Origin of the sequence: Ruegeria sp. Ofav3-42, assembly GCF_022347725.1 — a bacterium.
Taxonomy (GTDB): domain Bacteria; phylum Pseudomonadota; class Alphaproteobacteria; order Rhodobacterales; family Rhodobacteraceae; genus Ruegeria.
Genome location: NZ_JAKRGB010000022.1, coordinates 34,548 through 56,587, shown reverse-complemented (window position 1 = coordinate 56,587; position 22,040 = coordinate 34,548). Strand labels below are relative to the sequence as shown.

The 22,040-nt window shown below is 55.8% G+C and carries 16 protein-coding genes; 9 read left to right on the top strand and 7 right to left on the bottom strand.

The features are described from left to right. From MHN28_RS22495 to MHN28_RS22465, 7 genes are all read left to right on the top strand, one after another. A partial coding sequence (locus MHN28_RS22495) for a cadherin-like domain-containing protein (RefSeq protein WP_239345033.1) occupies positions 1–2,258 on the top strand: 2,258 nt, incomplete at its 5' end. 250 nt (positions 2,259–2,508) lie between these two features. Further along, positions 2,509–3,555, top strand: coding sequence for an NAD(P)-dependent oxidoreductase (locus tag MHN28_RS22490; protein ID WP_239345031.1), 1,047 nt, complete (start codon positions 2,509–2,511; stop codon positions 3,553–3,555). A 3-nt stretch (positions 3,556–3,558) separates the two neighbouring features. Next, entirely contained in the window at positions 3,559–4,794 is a 1,236-nt protein-coding gene (locus tag MHN28_RS22485) for a class I SAM-dependent methyltransferase (RefSeq protein WP_239345029.1), read from the top strand. Then, the gene (locus MHN28_RS22480; RefSeq protein WP_239345028.1) at positions 4,791–5,981 is read left to right on the top strand and encodes a class I SAM-dependent methyltransferase; all 1,191 of its coding nucleotides are present in this window, start codon (positions 4,791–4,793) and stop codon (positions 5,979–5,981) included. The genes MHN28_RS22485 and MHN28_RS22480 overlap by 4 nt, the downstream gene beginning before the upstream one ends. Before the next feature lie 35 nt (positions 5,982–6,016). After that, positions 6,017–7,288, top strand: coding sequence for a class I SAM-dependent methyltransferase (locus MHN28_RS22475; RefSeq protein ID WP_239345026.1), 1,272 nt, complete (start codon positions 6,017–6,019; stop codon positions 7,286–7,288). Between the two features lie 21 nt (positions 7,289–7,309). Further along, positions 7,310–8,089, top strand: a complete 780-nt coding sequence (locus tag MHN28_RS22470) for a sugar phosphate nucleotidyltransferase (RefSeq protein ID WP_109314028.1) — start codon at positions 7,310–7,312, stop codon at positions 8,087–8,089. A gap of 4 nt (positions 8,090–8,093) precedes the next feature. Beyond that, entirely contained in the window at positions 8,094–8,735 is a 642-nt protein-coding gene (locus MHN28_RS22465) for a PIG-L deacetylase family protein (RefSeq protein ID WP_239345024.1), read from the top strand. Between the two features lie 169 nt (positions 8,736–8,904). Here MHN28_RS22465 and MHN28_RS22460 read toward each other — a convergent pair whose 3' ends face one another. From MHN28_RS22460 to MHN28_RS22450, 3 genes are all read right to left on the bottom strand, one after another. After that, positions 8,905–11,304 (bottom strand): LamG domain-containing protein, encoded by a 2,400-nt coding sequence (locus tag MHN28_RS22460; protein WP_239345023.1) that lies wholly within the window; start codon positions 11,302–11,304, stop codon positions 8,905–8,907. Positions 11,305–12,190: 886 nt separating this feature from the next. Then, positions 12,191–13,333, bottom strand: a complete 1,143-nt coding sequence (locus tag MHN28_RS22455) for a right-handed parallel beta-helix repeat-containing protein (protein WP_239345021.1) — start codon at positions 13,331–13,333, stop codon at positions 12,191–12,193. Further along, positions 13,333–14,724, bottom strand: a complete 1,392-nt coding sequence (locus MHN28_RS22450; protein WP_239345019.1) for an O-antigen ligase — start codon at positions 14,722–14,724, stop codon at positions 13,333–13,335. The genes MHN28_RS22455 and MHN28_RS22450 overlap by 1 nt, the downstream gene beginning before the upstream one ends. Positions 14,725–15,040: 316 nt before the next feature. On the opposite strand from MHN28_RS22450, the gene MHN28_RS22445 reads away from it, so the two are divergent. Continuing rightward, positions 15,041–16,252 carry a Coenzyme F420 hydrogenase/dehydrogenase, beta subunit C-terminal domain gene (locus tag MHN28_RS22445; protein WP_239345018.1) on the top strand — a complete coding sequence of 404 codons (1,212 nt, stop codon included), beginning with the start codon at positions 15,041–15,043 and terminating at the stop codon, positions 16,250–16,252. 36 nt (positions 16,253–16,288) lie between these two features. On the opposite strand, the gene MHN28_RS22440 is transcribed toward MHN28_RS22445, so the two are convergent. The 4 genes from MHN28_RS22440 to MHN28_RS22425 form a co-directional block, all read right to left on the bottom strand. Further along, positions 16,289–16,492 (bottom strand): hypothetical protein, encoded by a 204-nt coding sequence (locus MHN28_RS22440; RefSeq protein ID WP_239345016.1) that lies wholly within the window; start codon positions 16,490–16,492, stop codon positions 16,289–16,291. A gap of 200 nt (positions 16,493–16,692) precedes the next feature. After that, on the bottom strand, positions 16,693–17,394 hold the full coding sequence (locus MHN28_RS22435) for a VPLPA-CTERM sorting domain-containing protein (RefSeq protein WP_239345014.1): 702 nt from the start codon (positions 17,392–17,394) through the stop codon (positions 16,693–16,695). A 355-nt stretch (positions 17,395–17,749) separates the two neighbouring features. After that, complete coding sequence (xrtD, locus tag MHN28_RS22430; RefSeq protein ID WP_239345012.1) at positions 17,750–19,348, bottom strand: VPLPA-CTERM-specific exosortase XrtD; 1,599 nt, start codon at positions 19,346–19,348, stop codon at positions 17,750–17,752. Between the two features lie 112 nt (positions 19,349–19,460). Next, positions 19,461–20,855: a hypothetical protein gene (locus MHN28_RS22425; RefSeq protein ID WP_239345010.1), complete on the bottom strand. Its 1,395-nt coding sequence runs from the start codon at positions 20,853–20,855 to the stop codon at positions 19,461–19,463. A gap of 263 nt (positions 20,856–21,118) precedes the next feature. Here MHN28_RS22425 and MHN28_RS22420 point away from each other — a divergent pair, with 263 nt between their 5' ends. Further along, positions 21,119–22,024, top strand: coding sequence for a glycosyltransferase family 2 protein (locus MHN28_RS22420; protein WP_239345008.1), 906 nt, complete (start codon positions 21,119–21,121; stop codon positions 22,022–22,024). The last annotated feature ends 16 nt before the right edge of the window (positions 22,025–22,040 follow it).

The following is a 22,040-nucleotide window of genomic DNA, read 5'->3' as shown; positions in this document are numbered from 1 at the left end:
GCACCTCCAGCTCCGACGACTTCTCGGGTGGGACGCTCGACCCGGCCTGGACCTTTGCCGGGCCTGCGGGCACCGCTTCGGGTCTGGGCACCACGGCCGGCGACGCCTTTCTGACCCTGTCCACGCCAGCGGGCAATTTTGATGTCTACGGCGAGAACCGGGGCGCGCGGGTGCTGCAGGATGTGGCCGATGACGACTTCCAGGTCGAGGCCCGGTTCCTGACCACGCCGTCCGAGCGCTATCAGTTGCAGGGCTTCCTGGTTGAACAGGACGCAGACAACTGGCTGCGGTTCGACACCTATTCCGATGGCAACACCCTGCGGGCCTTTGCCGCCGTCACCGTCAATGGCAGCAGCAGCCCGAGGTTCAATGTCTCCATCCCTGGCGGCAATGCCGAATTCCTCGATCTGACCCGGTCCGGAGACACCTGGACCTTCCGCTATTCCACCGACGGCGTGACCTGGACCACTGCGGGCAGCTTTACCCATGCGCTGACCGTCACTGCGGTCGGACCGCTGGCCGGCAGCACCCAGACCAGCGCAGGCTACACCGCGCAGGTGGATTACTTCGAATTCGCAAGCGACCCGATTGTCGATGAGGATGCAGGATTCGTAACGCTGCCGCAGCCGCCTGAGGCAAGCGACGACGCGCTGGCGGCCCTGCCCGATGCAGTGCTGAGTATCAATGTCGCCAGCGATCTGCTGGTCAATGACAACGATCCTAATAGTGACCCGCTGAGCCTGGACAGTTTCACCCAGCCCGCCAACGGCACGATTGCCGACAATGGCGATGGCACCCTGACCTATACCCCCAATACCGGGTATGAAGGCAGCGACAGCTTCACCTATACCATCACCGACGGGCAACTCACCGACACCGCAACCGTAAGCCTTGAAGTGCGCGATCCGATTGATGTCTGGTACGGGGATGTACAGACCTTTGGTTCACCGGGCGCGTCGCAGCAATGGGTAAACATCCTGGGCAATGCTCATACCACGGATTTGGTTTCTCTGACCTATTCGCTGAATGGCGGCCCGGAACAAACCCTTTCCATCGGGCCCGATACCCGTCGACTTGAAGAAGACGGGGATTTCAATATCGACCTCGACTTTGCTGCGCTGGACGGATCCGCCGCTGATGACGTTGTGACCATAACGGCAACATATTCAAACGGGGACGTCCACACCCAGGATGTCACGATCAGATATGAGGACGGCACGAACTGGGCCCCTGACTACGTGGTCGACTGGTCAGGTGTCACGAACATTCAGGACGTAGCTCAGGTGGTCGACGGGGAATGGACGATTACCCCGGATGGCGTTCGAACCGCAGAACCCGGTTACGACCGTATTCTGACTTTCGGAGATCAGTCCTGGGACAACTACGAGGTCAATCTGTCTCTGACGGTCAATGACATCAACGACGGCACCCCCAGAGATGGCGCGGGCCTTGGATTCGGAATGCTCTGGGGCGGCCATACAGATGATCCTATTTCGGGGTGGCAGCCACTTTCCGGCTACAACCCGATTGTTGCGCCTTTCTATGATATGAATGACAGCCGGTTTGAACTCCATGAACATCCAAACTGGAATTTCCTGCTCGACACAGCGCCTTTCACCTTCACCGAAGGCGCAACATACAACGTCACAATCCGGGTGGAGCAGACCGACCTGATCAACAGGATTTATCGCTTCAAGATTTGGGAGGAAGGCAGCAGCGAACCTGTAGAGTGGCTGCTGGAAGGAACCGATGTGATGACGGATCCTCTGAATGGCTCTTTCGCGCTGATCGCACACCATTGGGATGTCACTTTCCATGATCTCGACTTTGCCGAAATCAAGGGTGACGATATCATCCAGGGAACAGATGGCGCGGACCTCCTGGCAGCTGTGGATACCAATGCGGCGCTGCCCGGTTTAGGGGAGCGCGATGTGCTGGTCGGCAATGAAGGCGCGGATATCTTTGTCTTCGGTGATCTGAGTGGAAACTACTACGATGACGGCGACGGCAGCACCGATGGTGTCAACGATTTCGGCTATGCCTGGGACTTTGTTTCCGGAACAGATCAAATCCAACTGGCCGGGATTTCGGCGGATTACGTGCTGACGGAAGACGCAGCTGGTTTGCCTGAGGGGACTGCAATCTGGCTCTTGGGGTCCGGTGGTGACGAAAACGAATTAATAGGTGTTATCAAAGACGTCTACGGGCTGTTGTTGACCAGTGACGACTTCCTCTTCCAGGGTGATCTGGTCGCCTGAAGCGTGGAGATCACGGTTTGAATGCTTTTAATTAAAAGGTTGAATTCTGGTTGCGCCCTTGTATTCAGATTGTACGATTTTGATTAGATTTCGCCCTCGCTGTTGCTTTCAGTTACACTCCGGAAACCCGGAAAATCACAAAGCGATGACCTTTGCCGGGGTGAATGTATTTTGATGAAAGCCGCTGAGTTCGACGGCACCGGGAATGTGTTGTGGTTTGGGTCAGGGGTTATTTTAGGAGGTTGGCGAGTTGCGCATTCTGGTTACCGGGCATAACGGATACATCGGCGGGGTTTTGATCCCCTTTCTGCAGGAACGCGGGCATCATGTGACCGGGCTCGACAGTTACTATTTCGAACATTGCGACATGTCCGGAATGCCTGAGGCGGACGCCGTGATCCGCAAGGATATCCGCGATGTGGGACCTGCCGACATGGAAGGTTTCGATGCGGTGATCCATCTTGCCGGTTTGTCGAACGACCCGATGGGTAACCTCAATCCGCAATGCACCTATGACATCAACGCGGATGCAACGCTGACCCTTGGCCGTGCGGCCAAAGCCGCAGGCGTGGGGCGGTTCGCCTTCTCGTCGTCCTGCTCGATTTACGGGGCTGCCAGTCCCGAGGATGTGCTGGACGAAAGCGCCGAGTTCAATCCGGTTACCCCTTACGGTGAATCCAAGGTCCGCAGCGAGGCGATCCTGTCCGATCTGGCGGATGACAGTTTCTCGCCCGTCTTCCTGCGCAATGCCACGGCCTATGGTGCCTCCCCCAAGCTGCGGGCGGATCTGATGGTTAACAGCCTGGTCGGATACGCATTCCTGCAGGGCGAGGTTCTGATCAAAAGCGACGGCACACCCTGGCGGCCATTGGTTCATATCGAAGATATCAGCCGGGCCTTCCTTGCCACGCTGGAAGCCCCGCGGGACCTGATCCACAACACCGCCTGGAATGTTGGCCGGTCCAGCGAGAACTATCAGGTGCGCACCGTGGCAGAGCATGTCGAGCAGCTGGTTCCGGGCAGCCGCATCGCTTACGAGCCGGGCGGCGGGCCCGACAAACGCTGCTACCGGGTGGATTTCTCGAAGATCGAAACCGGGCTGCCGGGTTATGACCCGCAATGGACGGTCCCGATGGGCATCGAAGAACTGCACAAGGCCTATGTGGATAACGGGCTGGAGCTAGCAGACTTCGAGGGCTCGCGCTTCATTCGCCTGAAGACACTTCAGGACCATATGGAGAGCGGCGCGCTTGATGGGGAGCTATTCTGGACAGAACGCCGCGCTGCTGCGGGGTGATCTGTGACACCTGCGGATATCACCACGGTTGGTGAAGCGCCGGGCACAGCCTGCCCGTCCTGCGGCCAGTCCGGGAATGTGCTGTCTCTCTATGATCTGGCAGGCATTCCGGTTCAAAGCACGTTGCTTTTGCCGGACCGTGCCACTGCGCTTGGGTTTCCGACCGGAGACATGGCGCTGTGCTGGTGCCCCAATTGCGGGCTGGCCTTCAACGCGCGGTTTGATCTGGCACGGGTCGATTACGGCACCGGGTACGAGGACGCACAGGGCGGTTCGCCCACGTTCAATGCGTTTGTCTCGGATCTGGCCCAGGGCTGGATCGAGCGGTTCAGCCTTGGCGGCGGGCATCTGATCGAGGTTGGATGCGGCAAGGGTGATTTCCTGCGCCTGATCTGCGCCCAAGGCGATTGCAGCGGCACCGGCTATGACCCGGCCTACGTACCGGGCCGCAGTTCGGAACCGGACGGGCTGACCTTTCACGCCGAGAACTTCACCAAATCCCACGTGCCGGTAGACGCGGATTTCCTGATCTGTCGGCACACGCTGGAACATATTGGCGACGTGGCCGGATTTCTGGCCCTGATGCGGCAGGCCGCCGGGGATGGCACCCGTCTGCGCTATGGTATTGAGGTGCCGGATCTGCGGCGTATCCTGATCGAAGGTGCGTTCTGGGACATCTATTACGAGCATGCCAGCTATTTCACCGCCGGATCTCTGGCGCGGGCCTTCCGGCTGGCGGGGTTCGAAGTGCTCGACCTGCGCCGGGTTTATGGTGAGCAATACCTGATCATCGAAGCGGCAGTATCGGATCGCCCGTCACCGCTGCCTGAACTGGCCGACGATCTGGCTGAGACCACAAAACTGGTTGCAGAGTTCCGCGATACCGCGCGGTCGCGCATCGACGGATGGCGGCAGCGTTTTGCCGCCTGGCACGACGCGGGAAAGCGTGTGGCACTTTGGGGCTCCGGCTCGAAGGCAGTGGGCTTTCTGACCACCATCGGCGATCCGGGGATCGTCTCGTGCGTCGTCGATATCAACCCGTCACGGCAGGGGCATTACATGCCCGGCTGCGCCGCCCCCATCGCGGCACCCGAGACTCTGACGATCCTGCGCCCGGACATCGTGATCGTGATGAACAGTATCTATCGCGACGAAATCGCTGCGCAGATCGCCAGCATGCAACTGTCCCCTGAAATCCTGACAACTGATACCACCCCGGAAATGGAGCCAACGCAATGACCGCCACACCTTCTGTGCCTGCCTGTCCGGTTTGTGGTGGGACCCATGCCACGCTGTTCTTTTCGTTGACCGACCAGCCCGTGCTGATCGGCGTGCTGTGGCCGGATGCGGACAGCGCCCGCGCTTGCCGTCGGGGAGATATCGATCTGGCCTTCTGCCCCGATTGCGGATTTATCTGGAATGTGTCCTTCGATCCGGACCGGATTGAATACGATCAGCAATATGACAACTCGCTGCATTTCTCGCCAACCTTCCAGAACTATTCGCAAAAACTGGTCGATCGTCTGGTAGACACCTATGGGCTGCATCAGCGCACGGTGGTCGATATCGGCTGTGGCAAAGGCGACTTTCTGGCCATGCTCTGCGAGGCCGGGGGTAATACCGGGTACGGCTTCGACCCGTCCTACGAGGGTGAGCGGGTCAGCACATCGGCCGCTGACCGCATCACCTGGTCGAATGACTATTATGGCGAAGAACATGCCCGCCTGCAGGCCGATCTTCTGGCTTCGCGCTTTGTCTATGAACACATCCCGTCCCCGAATGATTTCCTGCGAATGATCCGGCGCTCAATTACCGATCCGGACCGTACAGTGATTTATTTCGAAGTGCCGGATACTGATCTGATCATCCGGCAAGGCTCGGTCTGGGACGTGATTTATGAGCATTGTTCCTATTTTAGTGTCGAATCCCTGACCCGGTCCTTTGCGGCCTGCGGCTTTGATGTGCTGCGCGTGGAAGAGACCTTTGAAAAGCAATTTCTGACAATCGAAGCACGGGTTGCGGGAACAGATACCGGCAACCCGGGCAACGACACCGGCAATCTCGGACAGCTGGCGGCAGATGTTGCGGCATTTGGTGAAACGCAGAACACCAAGATGTCCGACTGGCGTGACCGGCTAACACAATGGCGCGCCGAGGGCTGCCGGGCCGTCGCCTGGGGGGCCGGCGCCAAGGCGGTTGGCTTCCTCAATATGCTGGGGGATCGCGACACAATCACCCGCGTGGTCGACATCAACCCACACAAACAGGGCAAACATCTGGCCGGAACCGGCCAGCAGATCATTTCGCCACAGGCACTGACGGAAGATCCACCCGATGTTGTCGTGTTGATGAATCCTATTTACCGTAACGAGATAGCGGCACAATTGGCAGAGCTTGGGCTTACGCCTGAATTGATCAATTCCTGATACGAAACGCATTGAAGCAACAAGAAAGGCCCCGCATGTCAGCTCCTACCGGATCCTTCCCCTGTCGGTTTTGCGGCACAGACCTCAGACATACGCTGGTCGATCTCGGCATGTCGCCATTGTGCGAAAGCTATGTCGCCGAAGAGAACTATTCAAAGATGGAGCCTTTCTATCCGCTTCATGCCTTCGTCTGCCACGAATGCCATCTGGCCCAGCTGGACGAGTTCGTCCCGGCCGAGGAAATCTTTACCGAATACGCCTATTTCTCATCCTATGCGGACAGCTGGGTGGAACATGCGCGCCGCTATTGTCACGACATGAAGGATCGCTTCGAACTGGGCTCTGACAGTCAGGTGGTCGAGGTGGCCAGCAATGACGGCTATCTGCTGCAGCATTTCGTAGCGCTCGACATCCCCTGCTATGGGGTGGAACCTGCGGAAAACGTGGCTCAGGTCGCCATCGACAAGGGCGTTCCGACCGAGGTCGCGTTCTTTGGCGCCGAGACGGCCCAAAAGCTGGTTGCGCAGGGGCGGCAGGCGGATCTGATCCTGGGCAAGAACGTATTGGCGCAGGTACCCGATCTGAACGATTTCGTGGCCGGACTGAAGATCATGATGAAGCCCGGTGCGGTGATGACGATCGAATTCCCGCATCTTCTGGCCACCATGGAAGGCAACCAGTTCGATCAGGTCTATCACGAGCATTACTGCTATTTCTCGCTGATTGCGGCAGAGCGGGTCTTTGCCCATCACGGCATCCGGCTGTTCGATATCGAAGAGGTATCCACCCATGGCGGGTCACTGCGCATCATCGGTCGCCACGAGGAAGACGACACCAAACCGGTGACGGATCGTCTGGTGGCTTTCCGCAACCGGGAACTGGCCGCAGGGCTGGACCGGATGGAGACCTATGCCTCTTTCGACGAACAGGTTCGTGAGACCAAACGCAAGGCGCTGGAATACCTGATCGCTGCGGCGCGCGCGGGGAAACAGATCGCCGCCTATGGTGCGCCCGGCAAAGGCAACACTTTCCTGAACTATTGCGGGATCAAGACCGATCTCATCAGCTATACGGTGGATCGCAATCCTTACAAACAGGGCCGCTATCTGCCCGGTTCCCGGATTCCAATTCACCACCCGGATCGGATCGCCGAGACAAAACCAGATGTGATTGTCATCCTGCCCTGGAACTTCCGTGACGAGATCGCTGAACAGCTGGCCTATACCGCCGAATGGGGTGCAGAACTGGTGGTTTTTGTCCCCGAAGCCACGGTGCTGGCACCACAGGAAGCTCGGGCGCGGGCCTGAACAAAAGGAAAAGGATCAGCCATGAAAGTCGTTTTGTTCTGTGGGGGTCAGGGAACCCGGCTGCGGGATTATTCCGATCAGATCCCCAAACCGCTGGTGCCGGTGGGCGGGCGTCCGATCCTGTGGCACATCATGAAGTATTATGCGTCTTACGGGCACAAGGATTTCATCATCTGCCTTGGCTACAAAGGCGAAACGATCAAACAGTTCTTCCTGGACTATGACGAGCGGGTGAATAACGACTTCGTCTTCGAAAATGGCGGTGCCAAGATCGACGTGCTGCAAAGCGACATTCAGGACTGGCGCATTACCTTTGTCGACACCGGTCAGAACACCAATATCGGCGGCCGTCTTCTGCGTGTGCGCGAACATCTGGAAGGCGAGGAGATGTTTCTGGCCAACTATGCCGATACGCTGACCGATCTTGATCTCGATGCGATGATCCAGGGCTTTTCCGCCACTGATGCGGTCGCAGGCTTCTGCTGTGTAAAGCCTCCTTATTCCTTCCACCTGGTGTCTTTCGGTGGGGACAGCCGAGTGGCGCAGATCTCGGATATCAAAGATTCAGGCATGTGGATGAACGGCGGTTATTTTGCCCTGCGACCTGAGATTTTCGACAATCTGCATGAAGGCGAGGAACTGGTGATCGAGGGGTTCGAACGTCTGGTTCAGAAAAAGCGGCTTTATGCGCATCAGCATGAAAGCTTCTGGACCTGCATGGACACGTTCAAGGAAAAGCAGGCGCTGGATGATCGTGTAGCCGCTGGGAATACGCCTTGGCAGGTCTGGAAGGACGACTGAGACAATGCGTGGATTAGGTCTTGGGAAACTCGGCACGGTGCTGTGCCTCGGCGCCCATAGCGACGATATCGAAATCGGTGCCGGCGCGACCGTCTTACGGCTTATCCGTGACAATCCGGGCGCTCATATTGTCTGGGTGGTCTGTGCCGCCTCAGGTGTTCGCGGCGAAGAGGCCCGGACCAGCGCCGAACGCTTTCTGGACGGCGCGGGTTCATCCGAGATCATTCTGAAGGATTTTCGCGACGGCCATTTTCCGCATCAGTGGGCCGAGGTGAAGGCGTTTCTGGAAACGCTGAAAGCCCACGATCCCGACCTGATCCTGACCCAGTACAAGCAGGATCTGCATCAGGATCATCGCATCCTGTCGGAACTGACCTGGAACACGTTTCGCGATCATTTGATCCTGGAATACGAGATCCCGAAATGGGATGGCGGCATGGGCGCACCCAACGTCTTCGTCCCCGCCTCTACCGCAGATACCGACGCCAAGATCGCATTGCTGATGGAGTGTTTCGCATCGCAGGCGGGCAAGCACTGGTTTGATGACCTGACTTTTCGCGGCCTGATGCGGCTGCGTGGTCTGGAATGCAATGCGCCGGACGCGCTGGCCGAAGCTTTCTATGCCCGAAAGCTGCGGCTGGGATAAAAAGACACAGAACAACCAGTATGCCCCGAAAATTCCGGAACACGACCCTATTTGGGGCAGCCTGAGATGTCCGGGGCGAATTCCGGAAATTGTCTGCCCGCCTGACCAAAACAAGCCGCCAGAAAACCTCTGGCGGCTTGTATGTTTTAAAGCACGTATGTGTGCGGTATCAGGCTAGCAGATCGAAGGTTTCGACATGTAGCGCTTCGTCCACGATCTGAACATCGGACACCGTGCCATTGAAGGCATTTCTGACAGAGTCGCCACCGTTGGAACTGCTCCAACCCAGACCACCAATCTGCAGAGTCTGCTGGTTCGCGGTCAGGTCAAAATCAAATTCCTGCGTTTCCACCAGTTCGCCATTCAGCGACAGACCGATCTCTTCACCATCGAACCAAACCTGAACATCATAGTCCTGATTGGCCTTGATGCCTTCGACCCGCATATACGCATCGCTTTTTGTCTCGGCATCCTGGAAGCGCAGAACCAGGTCGTCACCCTCCAGCATAACAGACAGGTGATCCCCACCGTCGTAGTTCTTGGCATCCTTGGACAGCAAGCCCTGGCGACCGTTCAGATCATCTGCGTTGAAGGTGAAGGCGATTGAGCCTTCCTCCAGTTCCAGCGCCTGATCGTGGTCATGGTTGATGATGCTTCCTGTCTTGCCGTTGAACTCAGCCTCGCCTTCTTCGAAGACAGTTTTGGCTGTGCCGTCCGAAGGTGCTTCTGGCTCGGTAACAGGTGCTTCCGGCTCGGTCACGGGTGTTTCCGGCTCGGTAACAGGCGCTTCCGGTTCAGTAACCGGGGCCTCAGGAAGCGGCTGAGAACCGTAGATGAGTTCCTGCATTTGCTCAGGCGACCATTTCCCTTCGACGATTACAACGTCGGAAATTGTGCCATCAAACGCATTGCTAAAGCCCGCACTGCCCGAGGCGCTGCCCCAGCCAAGCCCGCCAATCTGCAGATGTTCGACGTTGTCAGCCAGGGTCATCGAGAATTCAGCAGTATGTACCTGCTGGCCATTCAGCCAAACTCCGACCTCGTTGTCACCGAAAGTGAGTTGCAGGTCGTAGTCCTGGTTCGCATTAATCCCGGGGATACGAACGATTTCGTCGCCGGAGCCGTCCTGGAAGCGCACGACCAGCGAGCCCTTGTCGATATAGACAGCTAGGTGATTGCCACCGCCCGCATAATAGCTGGCGTCCTTGGTCAGCAGACCATACCGGCCCGAAACAGTATCGGCATTGAAGCTGAGCGAGATAGTCCCGGTATCCAGCGCCAGATCGTTGGTGTGGGCAATCTCGACCACATCGCTCTTGGAGCCGCTGAATTCCTGCGTGCCCAGCATGCTGAAGGCGGTGCCCTCAAGCTTGTCGGGCACGTTTCCGCCGGTATCCGGAACGGTCGGCTCGGGATCAACCGGTGCAGGTTCTTCCGGCGCCGGGTCTACCGGGTCTACCGGTGCCGGGTCTACCGGTTCAGGTTCAACCGGAGCTGGCTCGGGGACATAGGAGGTGCCGTCAAGCAGTTCTGCAAGCCGTTCAGTTGCACCAAATTGTTCAGCAGCGCCGCCGTCGACGGGGCGCAGGTCCTCCAGCGTCAGACCAAGACGGATGTCGCCTTGAAAAATCTGGCTGTAATTGTCCGTATCAGCCTGAAAATCCGACCCAACTGCCTGGGTGTACGAAGTGACTAAGTTCCCCGAACTGGAATTCGCACCGATGACGGTTGTCGCCTTGTGAATGGTGTCGGGAATGTTGACCAGAGTATTGTCACGCATGACGATACCAGACGATCCACCGGTGCTGTCCACCTTGATGCCGTTAAACATGCCAGTGGCGATGATGTTCTGTTCGATCAGGATGTTGTTGAAGGTTCCGCCCTTCATAAAAATCCCTTGCGACCCTGCAGCCGCATCGGTTTGGGCAAGAAACACGTTGCCACGAACAACCCCGTCCGACGATCCGGTACCCTGGAACTGCATGAAGTCCAGGTGCCAGCCAGCACCCTCAAGCGGGTAAACGTGGCCACCGCCTGTGTTGTTCTCGATCAGGAAGTCGGTAATCCCGATGAACTTGAACGCGTCGCTTCCGATATAATCGACGTAGTTGTCGGAAATCTCGATCCCCTGGTTGGGATAGATGACAAGGCCGTTTTTGACATCATGGACATAGTTGCCGCTGATCTTGATGTCGGTGTTGCCGTTGGCATAAATCCCGTAGTGGCCGAAGTAATCATTGTCTTCCAGGCCATGGACTTCGGAATTCAGAAATTCCACGTTGTCACTGTTCGTGATCGAAACAACCCTGGATGCCTGACTGCCATTCCCGCTGTCTCCGACCTCGATGCTGTCAATCCGCAAGTGGCTGACGTTGTCGACGTCAAGGTTCGAGAAAAACGCCGGTTTATCCGGGTTTGCCGATTTGACAGTGACCATGCTGTTGTAGCTGAGGTTCTTGAGATCAACGGAACCATAGTTTCCGGATGCAAGAACGATCGTGTCTCCGCCCTGAGCAGAAGAAAGGGCCGACAAAAGCTGTGACGCGTTTGATACGTTGATGGTTGCCATTATGATAGTGCCTCATTTTGGCTTCATGCGGCAAACAATGATGCCGCCGTGAGTGGTTGCGGTTGGAAACTCTTTAATCAGCGCGCCGCGGATCATCCCTTTAGTCCCACGGCACAGGACAGGCATTTGACGCTATGTTCAGACGCCAAAATGCAGATACTCACACTTGACTTGTCGGTCACGCTGACCTGCAAGTGTGTTATTTATGTGGTCTTTTCGAGATTAACCGGCCTCGTGAGTGTGTTATTTTTGTGGTTATTTATTGACGTCGAATAATCTACTACTTTGTAGAACTTTCGCTATCAAGCGGCACAAATAATGTCGGCATTATTCCCGCATGACGCTTTTGAATATCCTGTATGATTTAGGCTGAGGCGGCCGCAAAGGCCTTTTTTAGAAGAAATACAAAATACAAAATATTATTATTTTCCATGAAGTTACGCACTAAATATCGAAAGCTTACCCTAGGTAAGGTGCCAGTTGGCAAAAAATTGCCATCCTCGAGTAAAAATTTTTAGGAAAGACCCAAGAATAAATCTGACGAGAAACTCAATTCATTGCCGCTACGCCTGATTGAAAACCCTCCAATCCCTGGTAAACGGCCCTTTCAAACCAACTCTGACAACAGGATTGCACCCATTTTCGGGTTGGATTCAGGTCAATTCCTCTGCAATTCATTAATCACTTATGCGATTGATTCTATTGCAGTTTGTTTTCTTCAGAATAAATATATAACGACCTGAAACAATAGCCCACGCGATGAAGCAGACCGCTGTCTGCGCGCCTGCAAATCCTGATACCTTCATTGCCCTCCCCCTTCTCTCAGCTGGGGATTCGCTGCGAAAAATTCTGTTCACAACTGGCCGGGATTTCGGCTTCAGAGCACTTACGGGCTCAATAGTTCCCTTAGGCGCGCGTAGGCTCCAAACCCCTCGGCGGGGCCGCCTTTGACTGGTATTAAGTCACCGATCACCATACCAAGACGGGGCAGCCCCTTCGCGAAAACCGTATTGTAATGATAGGGCTGACCACGGTGTTTGACCTGCAACAACAAGTTTCCGTCTATAAGCTGGCCCTTTTCATGGCCCATTAAGTTGCCGGTGACCGAAACAACCGATCCTTCCCCAACACGGACGATCGTCGCCTTGTGGACGATGTCCGGAATATTGATCAGGGTGTTGTCGCGGACATTCATCCCCGAAGTGCCCGGGTCACCATTTACCACAATCCCGTTGAACATGCCGGTGGCAATGATGTTCTGCTCGATCAGGATATCGTTGAAAGCCGCACCTTTCATGAAGATGCCCTGCACAGCAGCATCGGTTTTGGCAAGGAACACGTTGCCGCGAACAATCCCATCCGATGATCCCGCACCCTGAAACTGCATGAAGTCCAGATGCCAGCCAGCGCCGGCAAGCGGGTAAACGTGGCCACCCTGTGTGTTGTTCTCGATCAGGAAGTCAGTAATCCCGATGAACTTGAACCCGTCGCTTCCGATGTAATCGACGTAGTTCCCGGAAATCTCGATCCCCTGGTTGGGATAGATGACAAAGCCGTTTTTGACATCATGGACATAGTTGCCGCTGATTCTGATATCGGTGTTGCCGTCAGCGTGAATTCCGTAATGACCGAAGTAGTCCTTGTCTTCCAGACCGTGGACTTCGGAATTCAGAAGGGCCACCTGACGGCTGTTTTCAATCGAGACGATCTTGGATGCCGCCGCCCCGTTCCCTGGATGGGCAACCGTGATGCCGTCAATCTTCAATCCGCGCACATTGTCGATACGCAGAGACCGGAAGCGCGCTGCGCGTTCGGGATCGGCTGACCTGATCTGCACGGGTTCCGAAAAATCGAGGTTCGACAACACGACATCCCCGTAATCACCAGCAGGCAACCGGATCGTGTCTCCTCCTCGGGCTTCACCCAACGCCTTCAGGAGTTTGCCGCCATCAGCAAAAGCGGGTGCGGGCGGGATGATCGGGGAACAGAGGCCACCCGCCAGAAGCAACGCTATGAGGGAACGAACCATCACGCGTCCGTCCTGCGCGAATGCTTAGCGTCATAGCGGGTGTATCGCGGTACTGCGCCGGTACGCCTGTAATTCCGGCCTCTGCGACCGGATTTGCTTCCTTCCGGGTTCGCCACCTTCTGTTCATCCCGGTTGTCATCGTCGAGAATCCAGGCACCGGCGCCCAACAGGAAAATGAAGAAGATATAAACGACCTTCCAGTAATGGACGGTCCAGCCCCCCAGGAAAAAACCCATCATGCAGACCAGATACCCGGTCCTGAAGCGGGAAGACCGGTCACTCAGTCCGGACTTGAAAACAATTGGAAGAAAAAGCCCAAAAAACGCCAGTTGCATGAAAATGGCGGCAGGCAGACCGCTGGTGACAGCGGGGTGCAGCCAGAACATGTCCAGACTGCTGCTCTTCCACTCAGGTCGGAACCATTCTCCCAAGCCAACACCAAAAAGCGGATGCATTTGGACAGAAATGGTGCCGAAGTGCCAGATCAGGATGCGGGAGTAGGCGGTTGACGTATTGAAGGCGAAAAGCGAAATGAAAATTTCTGGCGTCGACCGGTTGGCCGCGATCTCGATCGCAACGACCATTGACAGAACACTGCTGCTGAGGATGATCCAGCGCTGCCGAACCTTGCGCAGCACCCGATCCCAGACGATCAGTGCAAGCTGTGCGACAACCGCAGTCAGAGGGCCGGAAGACAGGGCCAGAAATGCTGTTCCGGTAACCAGAATGGTCTGAACCCAGCGCCGCACGAAAGATTTTCCGTAGCCCAGAACATAATAGGTCAGCGCGATCAGCCCACCGCAGAATATCCCAAAGTGGATCGGGTGCTGAAAAACGCTCTGCACCCGGTCCAGGCCCCAACGCGGTTCTTTCCACACATTCCAGCCCGAGAACGTGATCTTGTTTGCCAGTTCCAGCAGAATGTTATGCGTCGTCAGCGTTTCATAAAGGGCAAACGGCATCAGCAACATTATGATCCAGAAAATCATCCGGACGACCGCATAAAAATCATCCGCATTCCGGATGAAGCAGCGCGCCATGAAATACGCGCCCATGGTTTCGATGAAGTAGATGCCGGACGGTTCGATCGCAAGCGAAGGTCCATGCAGGGCAAAGTAGCTTATCGCCGTCCACAGGCACAGCCCCAGCAAGGCCAGATCGGCGACTCGGACACGACCCGCCTTGCCCTGCATCCACAAGATCAGACCCGGCACGACCCAAAGCGTAAGCAGGAAACGCGAGGCACTCATCTGAATCGGGCCAAGCTGAAAGAAGAACGGGACCACCAGAGACAGAATGAACAGGCGAAGCAGCCAGGGCATACGATGCACGCGGGCAGCATCGGCAGGCTCTGCCGATTTAGAGAAGGAACTGCTCGTTGCTAGCGTCATCGTTCACATATTTCCTCGTCAACGCATGGATAGTATACCAATCGGGTGCGTGCATACACCTATCTGGAAGGTATGTGTTTTTTTGGTGATATTTACGAAAAAGTCATGGAATTGCCGGGAACTTCCGGGAAAAGGACTTTATCGAAAGGGATAGTGGTGCCAGTCTGATCCCGATTTTTTTTGCACCTTGGGTAGTTCTTTTCAGGTGAGTTTGTTTTGGAGACGAGTGGGATGCGGGTGAATTGGAAAAGAACGCCGGGACGGAATGGCGCGCATGCTGCGCCCTGCCCGCTGCAATAGCGGAACCATAGGTATAATGCTTCAACCTTCTCCGACATTGCAAAAGATTGCGCGCGGCCAGCTGTGCGCCGGATGCGGCGGGTGCGCGGCAGTGGCCCCGGACAGTATCGACATGGAATACTCGCAGGACGGGTTTCTGAGACCGGTGCAAAAAGCCGGATTAACAGAAGAAGCTGAGGACAAAGTTGCCGCAATCTGTCCGGGGCTTGGATTGGCGCAGGACCCTGACGGGCGACGGGATCACCCTCTCTGGGGGCCAATGACCGGTTTGCGGACGGGATATGCCACCGATCCGGAGTTACGCCGGAACGGATCGTCGGGCGGTGCGCTGTCGGCCATCCTCGCCCACCTTCTGGAAACCGGAACGGTCGATCATGTACTACAGACCGGAGCGGCCCCCGACCTGCCATTTGGTAACCGCACGGTAACAAGCATCAATGCCGAGCAGGTTTTCCATGCAGCCGGTTCCCGGTATGCGCCCTCGGCGCCCCTGGACGGGCTGGAACGCTGGCTGGCAGGGGATGCCCGCACCGCATTTGTCGGAAAACCCTGTGATGTCGCAGCGCTACGGTCACTGGCGCGAATTGATCCGCGTGTGCGGGAACGGTTTCCGATGATGTTGTCATTTTTTTGCGCCGGAGTGCCGAGCATCAACGGCGCCAGGAAGGTCGTCGAAAAGATGGGCGGCGATCCCGATCAGGTCGTGGCGTTCCGCTACCGCGGAGACGGATGGCCGGGATTTGCCAAGGCAACGATGGCGGACGGATCCGTCCGGAAGATGAGTTACGCCGACAGCTGGGGCGGTATTCTTTCGGGACATGTTCAGTTTCGCTGTCGTATCTGCCCGGATGGCACCGGCGGTTTTGCCGATATCGTCTGCGCCGACGCGTGGGAAACAGATGAGGATGGCTATCCCCTGTTTGAAGAGCGCGAAGGTTTGTCGCTGATCGTCAGCCGGACAGAGAACGGAGAGCAAATTGTGCGGGACGCCATGGCTGGCGGCGCGATTGAGGCCGAGCCATTTGATGCAGAGGGTATTCTGGCAATGCAACCAGGGCAAAAGGGAAAGCGGCGCTTTACCCTACCCAGATTGCTTGCACTGAAACTGGCCGGAAAGCCGGCACCCAGATATGATGGATTTCATTTGCTGCGAAACACATGGGATGCAGGGCTGTGGCTGACAGCGCGTAATTTTCTGGGCACTCTGCGACGGGTCGTTTTGCGATAAAGCGGGCACAGCCCGGGCCGGAAGCGGCCTCATCAATCAGCTATAGATTTTTTCCTGATCGCGCCGCATCCAGCGCTTGCGCAAGGCACACAGCCCCAGAATGGGCAAGACAATAAGTGGAATACTGGCCAGACCGGCAAGGACAAAAATGGCCCACGCGGCCAACCATCCATACCCGGTCACCAATGCCACAAAAGCAGCGATACTACCCGTCATAACGGCTAGCACGAGAACTCCCATGACAACACTCCTTAGCTTCAGATCGAATCTACACACCTTAAAGTAGAATTTATCTGACAGGCGTCTATTAAAAAAGCGTTACCACGTGTCGCTGAGCGGATTTATGACCAAAAGCGCGGCCCGGTCATATCCGCGCCGACAAATAAAAAAAGGGCCGCAGACAGGCAGCCCTTTTCTTTTTCGCTCGTAAACCGCTGATATCAGGCGGCGACCCTGCGACGGCGGCGCAGAAGAGTCAGCCCCCCCAATGCCCCCAACAGCATTAGGCCCGCTGCAGGAATTGGAACCGGCGACGCCGTAACCAAATTCTGGCGACGATAATAATTCTCGTTCTCCAGATAGCTGAGGTTCCATTTCTTGTCGCCGACATATGCGCTTGCAGCCGCCAGATACTGGTTTGCCAGATTTAGTACCCCGGAGTTGCCCCATGCGACGAAGGAGCCGCTATTGACACTGTTGTCGTTGTCATAAACGGCGTTCCAAAGTGCGACCTGAAATGCTGCCGACGTTTTTGTATCGTCTGTAGCAAGCCCGGCGGTATACACGGCATCAAACAGAGACTGAATCCGATGGATCGCACCGCTTGCAATCAGGTTGAGATTTGTAAACGGGATACTGGTCACACTGTAGTAATTGTTCCGTCCACTGGGAGCATCAGCCGCCAGGTCCAGACAAAACGCAACGAAGTTCCCAAACACATTGTTTGGCGCAGGCGTTCTGTCTTTAAGGGCAAACGCGCCGGCACCGACGCTGCGATAAGTGGCGACCCCATCCGCATGGACCCCCAGATATTCATAGGAGCCCGCGGCCGGTCCTTTCATTTTAACAGTCAAGGCAGATGCCGCACTACTCAGAGTAAAGGTGGCAACAGCTGCAACTGCTATAAGTTTCCTAAGTTTCATCTCGAACGTCTCACACACCAGAACAATTGTTAACGGCTGGAATACAGCCACACAGGTCTAAAAAGGTCTTCAATATATAATATACCTTTTTTTTCAGTGCCTTGGAAGGTTTTTGATGATTTTGCCAATATTTTGACAAAATTCGTTTGTTTCGGCATAGATACGCGCCGAATGTCGCCCTCTAAGACGCATGAAACTTACCGGATTCAACCAAAAAGAAAGCCTGCCTGCCCTTTTGGCTTTCCTGAAATCCAGCGATTCTTCTTTGTTCGGATTACAACTTTACCGACCCCATTGCCCCCGATTTAGGGACAATCAACAGATGCCATACAATGGCTATACGCCGAAATATGCCTTAAATCGGGACAAAGCGCGGCAGCCTGCCCATGCTGTGGCCCATGAATTCGATCAACCGAGCATCCGCATCGGCCTCGGTCTCGTCCGGAGCGATCGGTGTGGCGTAACGCACCAGCGCGCCATCCGTGCGGCCCATCGTGACACTATCAATCACAACCCCCATCTTGGCCTGGAAGTCATTGGTCTGACGTTTGCCGCGCTGTTCGAACCAGTAATAGACCAATTGCTGGGAAAGACCTTTCTGGATCACCGCGCGGTTCACCGTGAAGGTCCCGTATTCCGCCACGCCGGGTGTGACCTCATAGGGGTTCAGACTGAAGATTTCCCACCCCCCCACTGGCAGACACACTTCGGGGGAATGGATGCCCGAGCCTTCGGTTTGTTTGTCATAGAAGGCCACAAACATATTGATATAGCCGGCCCCTCCGGGTCGGGCATAGGTCGCGTTGAGATAGTCGGTGGCCCCCAGCACGCGCTCCACATTGGGGTCCAGCTGCGCGGATGACCCGGACCAGTCGCCCAGCTGACGCGGATACAGAGAGAACGGGTCGCGGTCGATCGGCCTGGCGTCAGGCTCAGGCTGCAAGGCCCAGGCGGCCGATACGACCAACGTCAGCAATGCCGCCGAGGCCATGGCAAAGGAAGGGCGGATCGCCAGAACCTGCACCGCAATCCGGCCAAACCCATGTGTATCAAGGTCGATAGCTTCAGAAAGTGGTTTCGGATCCGGTCCCAGACGCTGCAGCGCGACAGCCATGGCGAACAGGATCGCGATGCAGCAAAGAAAGATCACCCAGCCCTCAAAGAAGTGCAGAAACCCTTCAGCCGCCTCGATCCCGTAGCTGTCCACAAGAATGCCGATAACTCCGATCCGCACCGAGTTCATCAGTATTGTCAGGGGCACGGCAGCCAGCAGCAGCACCAGTTTGTGCCAGATCGGTCCGCGATAGAGCAGAGCGAAGAGATAGGAAAAGCTGAGGATCGGGAACAGGTAGCGCAGCCCGGAACAGGCTTCGGCCACCTGTAGCTTATAAACGCCCAGATCAATCACATTGCCTTCAAGAAAGACGGTCACTCCCGCCAGATCGACCAGCCAGACACCAATCGCCGAAGAGACCCACTGCAGAAATATCGTCAGCTTCCAATACAGGAATTGCGGCAGAGGCAGCATGAACACCAGATGTATGACCGGCAACTGATGATACCGGCCTCGTTTCCAGCCAAAGATGGCCAGAACCACGCCGCCCACCCAAACGATCATCGCATAGGTGACGATATCAGGAATACGGGTCAGGTTCCCGAAAACCGCCAGCATCAATGCCAGACAGACGACAATAATTCCGGGCCAGCGGTCAGTCACATTCGGGTCGGGCGGTGGCATTCCGCGCATCTCGCGCAGAAAAAGGTATAACGAGATGACCGGGATCAGAGGACCATGGCTGTATTCCGGCGTCGTCCAGGCCTGCCCCAGCGACACAAGGCCGATCCAGAATATCGGAACAGATCCGGCCAAAAGAAGTAAAAACCACGCCAGCCCCGCAGGGTTTATGGTCGGAAAATCGCGAAAAATCGCAGAAAAGGCGCGTGTATCAGCCATAAAATCTTACCGTTCTCAAACTAACAAAAGGGCACTGGGAAACGGGAACGCTTCGGACTTTTCGGAGCGTATCATAAAGTTACGCTAACAGGAATTCAGCACCTTCAGTTAATCAACGGGTCGTGAAGCTGCGCGAAAGCGTAAAGAATACCTCGTTGGAATGTGTACGCGGATCGGTTTCGGATTCGTAGTTTATGTACTCGTAGCCGACCGAAAAATCCCAATCTGCTGTCAGGTCGCGCACATATGCGGTGCGGAACGTCCCGACCTTGTTGTCTTCTGCAGTGCCGTCACCAATCGACGATACGCTGGCGTAATCGAGATTGAAGGTCATGAATGAAATCGGATTGATCGTGACCTCATATCCTAGGAACGCGCGGGTACGGCGGGTTTCTTCGCTGCGATCATTGGTCCGGTAGCTGCGATCAAATCCGACTGTCAGCCTGGTACGCGGACGTTCGTGAGTATACAGCACGTTTCCAATCGGATTGGTCTCACCCAGCGGGCCGCGCGTAAGTCCCAAACCTGCCTCTAACCCACCCAGCGGCAATTCAAGGGCGCGCTCGAACAGAATGGTGTCGCGACGCCCGTTGATGCTCAGGTCCGAGCCCAGCTCAAACCCGGCGCTTCCATTGGGCATCTCGCGAACCAACCCCAGGTTTCCGACCACTCCGCGTTCTCTAGTATCCTCCCCGATCTCCTGAGTTTCATCGATATCAGTATAACCGATCGTGGCTTCAAGCAGGGTCACCGGGTCGATGTCATAGGTCAGTGAGAAGTTCGTGAATTTGCTGGTGCGATCTGTCCCTTCGACATCTTCCGCCTGATAATCTGTCCGCGCCAGGCTCAACCGGCCTTCCAGCACCGACGAAAATCTGAAACGCCCGAATATCTCATTGGATAATGTCTCACGTTCAAAAAGAGAGGGGTCAGTGGTGTCGTCGTAATCAACGTGTAAATAATTTGAAGACAGGCCGACACCGAATGGATCACTTACCCCGGTTTCGAACTGCAATCCCGCACTGGCCGTTTTACGAGTCCCGTCGTCCAGAATAAGCTCATCATCAGTACCATCGAAATCTTCGTCGATGCGGCGCAGCGGGTCTTCAAAATTCAGGTCAATCTCGCGGTAACCCAGATTCAGATCAAGCAGGCTATTGGCCCCGAAACGGCCATAGCTGAACTCTGCCGAAGGAGAATCGAATTCAAATTCACTGGATTGTTGAGGGACATCAGAAAATCGAAAAATACCGCTTAGCCCCAACGACAACCGGTCCAGAGGGGTTTCTTTCAACAGGTCGTAAGTGACGGTGTTGTCCCACAGTGTGGTGGTTCCCAGCGATGGTTCGTCCAGTCCGAAATTGTCATTCACCCGCACTGACGAGGAAATCCCAAAGCTCTGCGTCAGCCCGGTGACCTCGGCCTCTTGCGGTGTGGCCAAACGCGGGGCCGCATGAACTGTAAAAGCTGCCGCGAAGAAGCCAATTACTCTGCTGCTTGCCTTCATTTCGATTTTCCGCCTGCTTTTCTTATCTACTCACTACCGCTGTTGTGTCCGGAAATCATTCAAGAAGCGCTTTCGCACGCGCCAGTCTTGCCAGACGTAACGCCAAAGCCACAATGACCGCAGCATTTCCAGGGAACCGATGCGATACAGGAGGTAAATGTTCCTTCAAACAGGGCGGGATGCTAGAAGAGAACTGGCTGTTACGGCGCTGACAGCACGGTATTTTCAGAGTTCACTATGTCATTTTTTCCAGAAAACAGATCATGACCGTTTCCGTTTCCGTCATTCTTCCCTCATACGGCCGCCCCGACAGTCTGAAAGTGGCCTGTGAGAGCGTCCTGTCGCAAAGCTACCGGGATCTGGAACTGATCGTGATCGACGATGCATCCGAGATCGCTCTGCTCCCGGTTGTCGAAGCGCTCGAAGATGACCGGGTGCGCTATGTCCGGCACGAGGTCAATGGAGGACCCGCCAAAGCGCGCAACACTGGTCTCAAATTGGCGCAGGGCCGTTTTATCGCCTTTCAGGACAGTGACGACATGTGGCTGCCTGACAAACTGTCCCGGCAGATAGAAAAGCTGGAGTCCCTGCCCGATGACGTGGGTGTTGTAACCGGATCAAAGATTCTGTACGGGCGCGACGAATTTCACAATTATGGCCCCGGCAAGGTCACCTGCGCTCCGCCCCCAGACCGGCAGATCAAATTGGATGATGATCAGGTTCGGAGATTTTTTTTCGGCAACCGCATCAGCCTGCAAAATGCAGTCTTCCGGCGTGATTGCTTTCCGGAAATAGAATGGTTCGATCCTTGTGCGCGGGCAAATGAGGATTGGGACTTCACGGTTCGCCTGGTGCAGCACACGAAAGTTTACGAGGCTCTCGATCCGGTCGTTCTGAGCTTTATCTCCACAGACAGTATTTCCCGCAACACCCGTAGGCAGGCAATTGGCACAATCCGGGTTCTGAAGAAAAACCAGCATGTGCTTGCCGCATATCCGGACGCCCATACCCGTATCCTGTTATACCTTGCACAGGCCCTCATGACGCTGGGGCGGAAACGGGCGGCCAAAAGGCTCATACGCAAAGCGCTGCGTATACACCCCGCGAAAACACTGGCGTTCGTAACAGCACGAGTTCCCAGGGCTCTGAGGAAACGACTGCCATTTTAGGCCTTTCGACCGGGAT